Here is a 603-nt window from a genome sequence, read left to right as displayed (position 1 = left end):
ATTAGAGAGAGGTGACGTTGTGAATGTGGATTGCCGACTCAGGACCAATCCCAGTCGTATTCAGCTCCCACCCGCTTTGCCAACGGCTTGAACATGCGCTCTTCGTAAGTCGCCATCGTGTCGAGGCCGGGAATGGGCGCGAGGTTCAGGATCTCGGCAAGCCGCTCGAAGTCGAGTTCAGGTTTCGGCAAGCCCGCAGCAAGCGCGAATCTCTGTAGTTGGTTGGTGAAGCTCTCATTACACGGCGGCTTCCCGAAGTTCACCGGATGCTTCATCGCCTCATCGAGGGTTACAAACTCCACGCCACGCTCGAGGAATGCCTCCAGGATCGGAGCGAGGGTGTCACGAGAGATCGTGGTGCCGTGTACAAGCCAGATGAGGGGCGCGTCGGCACCGAACAGGGTGTGCGCGGTGTCCGCGTGCTTGTAGAGCATGTCAACCGCGGTCGACACGTGCACCCCCCGAGGGGAAAACCCATGAGCATCGAGACTCGACCAGAGATTGCTTCACCCTTCCGCCGAGCCAAGCTCGACGGCGTGCCGCTGATCATTCCCATCGCACTGACCGCCGTTGTGATGGTCGCCGGCCTGTTCAACTCCATTC

At 59.7% G+C, this 603-nt stretch carries 1 protein-coding gene; it reads right to left on the bottom strand.

Annotated elements, in window-relative coordinates; all coding sequences use genetic code 11:
* Positions 1 to 38: 38 nt before the first annotated feature.
* A complete protein-coding gene (locus AC1DWT_RS51760) occupies positions 39 to 434 on the bottom strand; it encodes a hypothetical protein (RefSeq protein WP_477926341.1) in 396 nt (131 codons plus the stop codon).
* Positions 435 to 603: the final 169 nt, after the last annotated feature.

The sequence above is a fragment of the Rhodococcus sp. P4_B6 genome, assembly GCF_056402215.1.
The sequence above is the reverse complement of the archived record's forward strand: the minus strand, read 5'-3'. Positions and strand labels throughout refer to the sequence as shown.